We start from the raw sequence: 8,063 nt of genomic DNA, 5'->3' as shown, positions 1-8,063 counted from the left end.
TATCAAGACGTACAAAAGGTTCAGGGCGTTGGAATAAACAACGTATCCGTGTAGCTAAGCTGCATGAAAAAGTAGCAAACCAACGTAAGAACTTCCTTCACCATAAGTCTAAAGAGTTAGCTACTCATTTTGATGTTGTAGCTATTGAAAATCTAAATATGAAGGGAATATCGCAAGCACTTCATTTTGGAAAAAACGTCGCTGATAATGCTTGGGGTATGTTCACTTCTTTCTTAGCTTATAAACTAAATGAACAAGGCAAACAGCTTGTGAAAATAGACAAATGGTTTCCTTCCACAAAAACATGTAGCAGTTGTGGAAATGTGAAAAATATGTCATTGTCTGAGCGAGTCTATTTTTGTATATGCGGTGTAAATCTCGATAGAGATTATAACGCAGCTATCAATATCAAAAATGAAGCAATACGCCTATTAGCGTTAGCATAGATAGCAATAAAATAACCCTTGGAACAAGGGAGTTAGCTCGGCTGTCTTAGGACGAATTCGTTAGCTACCAAAAGTAACGACTAACCGAGAAGCCCCCACTTCAAACAGTCCGCTAGGACGTTAAGTGGCGGGTAGTTCACAAGAGTAATCCCAACCGTTATAAAAACAACAAATTAAATTTTTACAAAAGAAAACAAAAGAGAATAAAGCGCATATATTCCTAACGAAATCGTATCTTATGCTGAAAGTCCAAACAATTGATGGATGAATTCTTTCTGATTTTGGACAAACTGGTCCCGTAAATTAAGCTGTTCTTTTTTAATCATATGCATGGCTTCTACTCCAGAAAGAATGGATGTAGCTGTGTCAAAACATTTGAACTCTAGCATGGAACGGATTCGCTTCTTTATAAAACGATGATCTTGTTCTACTATGTTATTCAAGTACTTTTGTTGTCTAAGTGGCATACCATCAGGTATGCTTTTTTCTTTTTTTACTGTTCAATTGCTATAGGATAAGCCGGGTTCTTATCGACTGTTATAACACGTGGCTTTGAAACATGAAAAGACCGCAAAGCTTTCTTGAAAAAGCGCTTTGCTGCCTTCTGGTCTCTTGTTTTGTTTAGGAAAAAATCAATTGTGTTTCCTTTCGAATCAACAGCACGATACAGATACATCCATTGACCTTTTACTTTGATATATGTTTCATCGACTCTCCAAGAATCATTTGTTTGTTTGAGGTGACGACGGATTCGTTTGTCCAATTCAGGACCGTACTGATGAACCCAACGCATAATCGTTGTATGAGAAATGGATAAACCCTGTTCTTCTAGCATTTCCACCAAATCACGAAAACTGAGATTGTGCCGTAGGTACCATCTTACCGTTAACAAAATAATATCAGGCTGATAATGCTTCCATTTGAATACATTATCCTTTTCCATGCCAATCACACACAATTTCTAAAGTAATAGTAACAGTATGTCCAAGATTTATAGATTCATTGCAATCGTCCTTAAGTTTTTGCACCAGAACCAATATAATTTATAACAAAGTAGATGTAACTGATGAAGAAGTAGTTGCGGCTTGTAAGGCAGTAGGTTTGGACCATTTTATTAGAAATTTGCCTAAAGGTTACGATACAGTATTAAATGATAAAGCGAGCTTATCTGTAGGGAAAAAACAGCTTCTTACTATTGCAAGGGCCATGGTAAAAAAGCCCCGTTACTAATTTTAGATGAGGCTACTAGTTCGGTTGACACTCGTACTGAAGCGCTTATTCAAGAAGCAATGGATAAATTGATGGTGGGTAAAACATCATTTGTGATTGCACACAGACTTTCAACAATTAGAAATGCCGATTTGATTTTGGTTATGAAAGACGGAGACATTATTGAGAGTGGTAATCATGAAGAATTGATTGCAAAGAAAGGATTCTATGCGGGTCTATACAATAGTCAGTTTGAAGATGAATCTTAAAAATTAAATGGTTCTAGTGCAGAGCTAGAGATAAGCATAAGGTTCATCGGGCTGTTTAATTTTCAGTAGAATTTAAAGTTGACATTTGGCAAAAAGACGATATAGAAATATCAAATTGTAGTCTTTGAAATTAATATGAATAAAACACATAAAAACGTCTCTAGCTCATTTAAATGCTAGAGACGTTTTTATGTGTTCTGCTCATCTTTTGAATCATATTCAAGTTTCAGATTTTCCGAAAAAGAAAATTATGGTTTTGGGGGTTACTACACATCACCATCAAGTTAAGAAAAGCAAATACCTCCAAAACGGAAATTTTGTGCATTTTACTCTTTTTTATTATTTTGGGGTAACTAATTCTTTTAGCTTGATGGGCAAGGGGTCACCATATCCAAAAAGAAATTTGTACGCTTAGACACAAATAAACATGTGTTCTGTACGTTAAGTATGAAACTTTTGGTTGGGAAAATACGCTTAATACCCAAGAAGTAAGGCTTACGCTTACGTTTTAACAAAATACTCTTACTAGTTTTCAAAAAATAAATTCCTCTCAAAAAAAGATTTTATATAAGCTTCGTTTGCTAAGGGTGAGGCGGGATCCCTGGTTGAAATCTATTCTTTTTTTAGGGAATAGAGACGATGTTTATTAATTAAAAAAGTTAAAGTAAGTTCATTGATCAATTATTTAGAGTAGCTACATAAAAGTAGACCTTATTAAGGTTCTATATACTTTTAAAAAATAGATGTGATTTTTTAAATAGGAAATTTCTTATATAGAAGTTTCCTATTTCTTTATAAAATCTTTAATTTATCTTTCATTTAATTTAAATAATCTGCTTTAAACTCAAGGTGAGTTAAGAAAAAAGGGCTGACAAAGAATTTATTAAAAAGATTAAGCAATGTGAACAAAACATTGCTTAATCATAGATTTTTTAGGCTTATTAAATTTTCGGAGGTAAAAAAATGAGACATAAAGTATTCGTGCTGTATGGTGGTAAATCTGCTGAACATGAGGTTTCCTTAGAATCAGCCTTAAATGTATTAAATGAATTAAATAAAAATCAGTATGATGTATTTGCTGTATATATTACACGAGAAGGAAAGTGGAGCAAACCAAGGCTAATATGTAATGAAAAAGTATTGAAACCCCAATTAATTATGGATACAAAAGAAAATCCGGGACAATCAATGTGTGAATTTCTACAAGAAATAGATGAAAACAGTATTGTGTTTCCAGTATTACACGGTACCTATGGGGAAGATGGAACGTTACAAGGAATGCTAGAAATGTTAAACATCGCATATGTTGGAAACAATGTAATAGCCTCTGCTGTTGGAATGGACAAAGTCTGGTCTAAAAAAGTATTTGCTCAGCATCTAATCCCACAAACACCGTATGTATATTTCAATGAAAATCAATATAATTACAGTAAAATGCACTGTATAAAAAAGGTTATTAAACAAATTGGATTCCCATGTTATGTAAAACCTTCAAACATGGGTTCTAGCATAGGGATTGGCCACTGTAAAAATGAAGAAGAATTAGTACAAGCTATTGAAGTTGCCTTTTTATATGACCATAAAATTCTTATTGAAAAAGAAATAGTAGGTAAAGAAGTAATTGTTGGCGTAATAGGAAATGAGGAGATACATTGCTCCTTAGCAGGAGAATGGAAAAGAGAACAAACCTTCTTTAATTTTGAGGATAAGTATGAAGATGATCATTTGACGCCACAAATTCCAGCACTTATTCCGGATACAACATATTTACAGTTGTGTAAATATGCGAAAGAAGCCTATACAGCTTTAGAAGGTTCAGGGCTGATGAGAATAGATTTTTTTGTTACAGAAGGAAATACGATTTATTTAAATGAAGTTAATACACTTCCAGGTTTTACAAAACATAGCATGTTCCCCCTGTTATTTGATAAAACCGATGGTATTAAATATTCCGAGTTGTTAGATCGTTTAATATATTTAGGCTTATTAAAACACAAGAAAAAAAATAACATTCAATTTAGGAGATCTATCTTATGATTACAAGGACCTTATCAGAAGTTACTAATATGATCAAAGAAAGTTATTTTACAGGTGAAAATGTTGTAATTAAAGGCGTTTCAATTGATTCGCGAAATCTTGTAGACGGTTCCTTATTTATCCCAATTATTGGCCCAAATAGTAATGGGCATCAATTTATTCAAGAAGCTATTACAAAAGGAGCCGCAGCAACATTATGGAAAAAAGGAGAACCCAATTATCCAACTAACATACCTGTTATTTTTGTAGATGATACAACAGTAGCACTACAGCAATTAGCAGCTTCTTATCGTCAACAGCTAAAAGCTACTTTTATTGGTATAACGGGTAGTAATGGAAAAACATCCACAAAAGATATTCTGCATAGTATTTTATCTATTAGTTATAAAACCCAAAAAACTCAAGGGAATTACAATAATGAAATTGGTGTTCCATTAACCTTGCTGGAGTTAAAAGAAGATGTAGAAATGGCGGTAATTGAGATGGGGATGGGGCGTATAGGTGATATTACATTTCTAAGTAAAATGGTCCAACCCAATATCGGTATTATCACGAATATTGGTCATGCACATCTAAGTAATCTTGGATCACTAAAGAACATTGCATCAGAAAAAATGGAAATGATGATTGGACTAGATCCAGAAGGTATACTTTTTTTCAATGGTGATCATTCTTTACTAGTTGAAGAGGCGAAAAATTATCCCCATAAAAAATGTACTTTTGGGGTAGGCGAGATCAATGACATCTATCTAACTTCATGTAGGACATTCTCATCTTCCATAGCATTTACAGTTTCACATAGTAGTGCACAGTATCGTTTACCACTTATAGGGGAACATCAAGCTGTTAATAGTTTAGTAGCTATTAGTGTAGCGAAATATCTTAATATGCTAGATAAATGGATTCAACAGGGGTTAGATAATGTAATTTTATCTTCACAACGTAATGAAGTAATTCAAATTGGTAACATAACAATTATTAATGATACATATAAATCCAATCCAGAAAGTGTAAGAGTAGCTATAGATACCCTTGCCTCATTAGATGTTGGCTCTAGAAAGCTTTTTGTGATGGGTGATATGTTAGATATGGGAAGTCAGGATAGAATGCTACATGAACAAGTTGGTGAGTATGTAAAACGAGCTAAGATAGATACAATTTTTGGATATGGTGAATTAACATTTCACACGATTGCTAGGGTACAAAAGGAATTTCTGCCAAACCAAGCCATACATTTTAAAGAAGAAAGAGAATTAATTGAGGATATTATTGAGTATACAAAAGAACCATGTACTATTTTATTTAAAGCTTCAAGAAATTTACGATTTGAAAAATTAATTGAACTGTTAGAGCAGCGGGTGACCCTATGAAGCCTCAATTACAAATAGATATAAATAAAGTAAAGAAAAATGTATCAGAATTGGTAAAAAAAGCACACCAGTATAATATCTCTATCGCAGGTATTACGAAAGGCGTTTGCGGTAATGAAGATTTTGCTAAAGCATTAATGGAAGCTGGAGTCGATTCGTTAGCTGATTCTCGAATTGAAAATTTGAAAAAGCTTAGTCACTTGCCAATTGAAAAAATGCTATTAAGATCACCAAAATATAGTGAAATTGATGAGGTTATACAATATGCTCATTGCAGTTTAAACTCTGAGCTGAAAATAATAGAAAAGCTTTCAGAGGTAGCGGAACAACAGAACAAAAAACACAATGTTATCCTCATGATTGATGTCGGTGACCTTAGAGAAGGGATATGGTATGAAGATGAAAAAAAGATTCATTATACCATATCAAAAGTTTTACAAATGAAAGGGATTAATCTAATTGGAATTGGGACGAATTTAACCTGTTTTGGTGGAATTATTCCGACAGAAGAAAATTATGGCTTCATAGCGGATCTAGCGCAAAAAATTCGTGATAAATACAATATACCATTACCAATTGTATCAGGTGGAAATTCTAGTAGTTTACAAATGCTAAATGATGGAATGGTCCCAAAAGGTATTAATAATTTACGAATTAACCAATCTGTATTTTTAGGGAGAGAAATAGCGTACGGCCAAAAGTTAGATAATTGGGAAACAGATGTCATCCGACTTCGCGCAGAAATTATCGAACTTCAAACTAAGCCATCATTACCTCGAGGAGAACGAGCTTATATGAATGCATTTGGAAAGCCTATTTCTCCAAGTGATAAAGGTCTACGTAAAAGAGCAATTGTTGCTATTGGAAAGCAAGATATAGATATCAATGGCTTACAAGCTATTGATGAAAATATTACTGTTGAGGGTGGAAGTAGTGATCATTGCATTATAGATGTTACAAATAGCTTACAAAACTTTGTTGTTGGCGATTGGGTGGATTTTAAAATAATTACGTATAGTGGTGTTTTATCAGGAATGGCTTCTAAGTATATAGAAAAGGTCTGCATAAATGAAACAGTATGTTGCCATTGATATAACACGAGTTATTGCAGCAATTTTAGTAATTACTGTTCACACGGACCCACTTTATCATTACTCACAGGACGGTAATTATTTTTTAGTTTCGGTATTAGCTCGTATAGCCGTTCCATTTTTCTTTGTAACATCTGGATTTTTTTTCGCTCAAAAGATCCGCGTAAACCATTCGATCAAAGATGACTTACCACAAGTAATATCAGTGGTAAGTAGACTCGTAACACTTTATTTTGCATGGATACTGACATACTTCCCATTACAAATGTATAGTTGGGTTAAAAGTGGAGAGTCGTGGAGGTATTGGTTAGTATATGTTCAAAAAACATTGTTTGAAGGTAGTTACTACACACTTTGGTATCTATCTGGCCTAATTTTTGCAATGACTTTCTCATTTGTATTATTTAAATTATGTAAACCTCAGATAGTGCTGGGAATCACTCTCATACTTTTTGTTTGTGGTACTATTTTTCAATCTTATTTCGATATATTAGGTTCAAAGGATTTTCTTTCTTGGTACTACACTATATTTTTAACAACAAGAAATGGCTTATTTTTTGGTAGTTTTTTTGTAAGCCTAGGAATGTACATTGTTTATTCGAAAAGGAAAAGTTCACAAAAATATAATCTAGGTTGTTTATTTCTATCATTTGTGTTACTAACATTTGAAGTATTTAATGTGCAACATTTAGCCTTTACTAAAGGAAATGGCATGTGGTTTATGCTAGTACCAACTGTTTATTTTCTATTTATGACATTATTGAATGTGAATTTAGAAAATCATTCGAGTTACCACATTTTACGACCATTGAGTTTTCTCATGTATGTGTCACACGGCTTATTTCTTATCCTCTTCTCAAAATTATATCGTATAGATTCTTTGTTGTATTTTATAGTTATATTATTGGGAACATGCATTTTTTCAATAGTATTATTGTCTGCTAGTAAAAAAATAACGTGTTTAAAAAAATTATATTAACTAAAATTTAGAGGTTTTTGGTTCAAATAAAAATTTCTTGTTATACAACGAAAGTATATATGAAAACAGCATGCGATGGAAAGAGGATAATCTCCTTATTCACCTAACTTCAAATTTGTTCTAATTATAAAAGGAATCTACTAAAAAGGTAGGTTCCTTTTTAGTAGATAAGTGATTAGAATTCTATGGCAAAGCTAGTTTAAATGAATTACATGATGAAAAACCATTCATTATTCCATCAAGGGGTTTCATCACACATCCATTAAGAGGACAATAAAGATTGTAATTCACGTAATCAAGCTAATACATGGATTTTCTAAATCAATTTGTACATGTGAATTTTAATGAAATCTGTTGTGCTATTCGTTATTTAAAAGACTTTAATTCGATCATATTCTAATACAATTATCACTCTCTGTGTACCTATACCTTTTTTTTATCAATCTTTATAAAATCTTTATTTTATCTTTCTTTCCTATTAAATATTTTGTTTTAAATTAATTATATAAAGAAATGGAGGTTAGAAAATGAAATTTTTAAAAAGTTTTAAGTACCTTTTTATTGCGCTTATCCCTATGTATATAGTTATTCTTTATTTTCAATCGAATAAAAGAAAGCTAGGTATTCGAAAAAAAGTGCGCTTTTAATGGATGTACCATATG

5 protein-coding genes and 2 pseudogenes are annotated in these 8,063 nt (G+C 32.5%); 6 read left to right on the top strand and 1 reads right to left on the bottom strand.

From position 1 onward, the window contains the following. The coding region (locus ACTJJY_RS25715; protein ID WP_440606925.1) for an RNA-guided endonuclease InsQ/TnpB family protein at positions 1-446 on the top strand (446 nt) is incomplete at its 5' end. A gap of 236 nt (positions 447-682) precedes the next feature. Here ACTJJY_RS25715 and ACTJJY_RS25710 read toward each other — a convergent pair. Next, positions 683-1,389 (bottom strand): annotated as a pseudogene (locus ACTJJY_RS25710) (IS6 family transposase). Between the two features lie 86 nt (positions 1,390-1,475). On the opposite strand from ACTJJY_RS25710, the pseudogene ACTJJY_RS25705 reads away from it, so the two are divergent. The 5 genes and pseudogenes from ACTJJY_RS25705 to ACTJJY_RS25685 all read left to right on the top strand — a co-directional run. Next, a pseudogene (locus ACTJJY_RS25705) lies at positions 1,476-1,924 on the top strand (ATP-binding cassette domain-containing protein); the annotation flags it as partial. Positions 1,925-2,887: 963 nt separating this feature from the next. After that, a complete protein-coding gene (locus tag ACTJJY_RS25700) occupies positions 2,888-3,961 on the top strand; it encodes a D-alanine--D-alanine ligase family protein (protein ID WP_440606924.1) in 1,074 nt (357 codons plus the stop codon). Further along, positions 3,958-5,331: a UDP-N-acetylmuramoyl-tripeptide--D-alanyl-D-alanine ligase gene (locus ACTJJY_RS25695; protein ID WP_440606923.1), complete on the top strand. Its 1,374-nt coding sequence runs from the start codon at positions 3,958-3,960 to the stop codon at positions 5,329-5,331. The genes ACTJJY_RS25700 and ACTJJY_RS25695 overlap by 4 nt, the downstream gene beginning before the upstream one ends. Further along, positions 5,328-6,422 carry an alanine racemase gene (locus ACTJJY_RS25690; protein ID WP_440606922.1) on the top strand — a complete coding sequence of 365 codons (1,095 nt, stop codon included), beginning with the start codon at positions 5,328-5,330 and terminating at the stop codon, positions 6,420-6,422. Before ACTJJY_RS25695 ends, ACTJJY_RS25690 begins: the two co-directional genes overlap by 4 nt. Then, positions 6,400-7,401 (top strand): acyltransferase family protein, encoded by a 1,002-nt coding sequence (locus tag ACTJJY_RS25685; RefSeq protein WP_440606921.1) that lies wholly within the window; start codon positions 6,400-6,402, stop codon positions 7,399-7,401. Before ACTJJY_RS25690 ends, ACTJJY_RS25685 begins: the two co-directional genes overlap by 23 nt. Positions 7,402-8,063 lie beyond the last annotated feature (662 nt).

Origin of the sequence: Bacillus sp. 22475 (genome assembly GCF_052044835.1) — a bacterium.
Taxonomy (GTDB): Bacteria; Bacillota; Bacilli; order Bacillales; family Bacillaceae_G; genus Bacillus_A; species Bacillus_A cereus.
Note: the sequence above shows the minus strand (reverse complement) of the source record. Positions and strands in the feature narration are given on the sequence as shown.

Bases quoted from the DNA above. Each gene is read 5' to 3' on its own strand.
- ACTJJY_RS25700 (WP_440606924.1), top strand. From the start codon at position 2,888: ATGAGACATAAAGTATTCGTGCTGTATGGTGGTAAATCTGCTGAACAT.
- ACTJJY_RS25695 (WP_440606923.1), top strand. From the start codon at position 3,958: ATGATTACAAGGACCTTATCAGAAGTTACTAATATGATCAAAGAAAGT.
- ACTJJY_RS25690 (WP_440606922.1), top strand. From the start codon at position 5,328: ATGAAGCCTCAATTACAAATAGATATAAATAAAGTAAAGAAAAATGTA.
- ACTJJY_RS25685 (WP_440606921.1), top strand. From the start codon at position 6,400: ATGAAACAGTATGTTGCCATTGATATAACACGAGTTATTGCAGCAATT.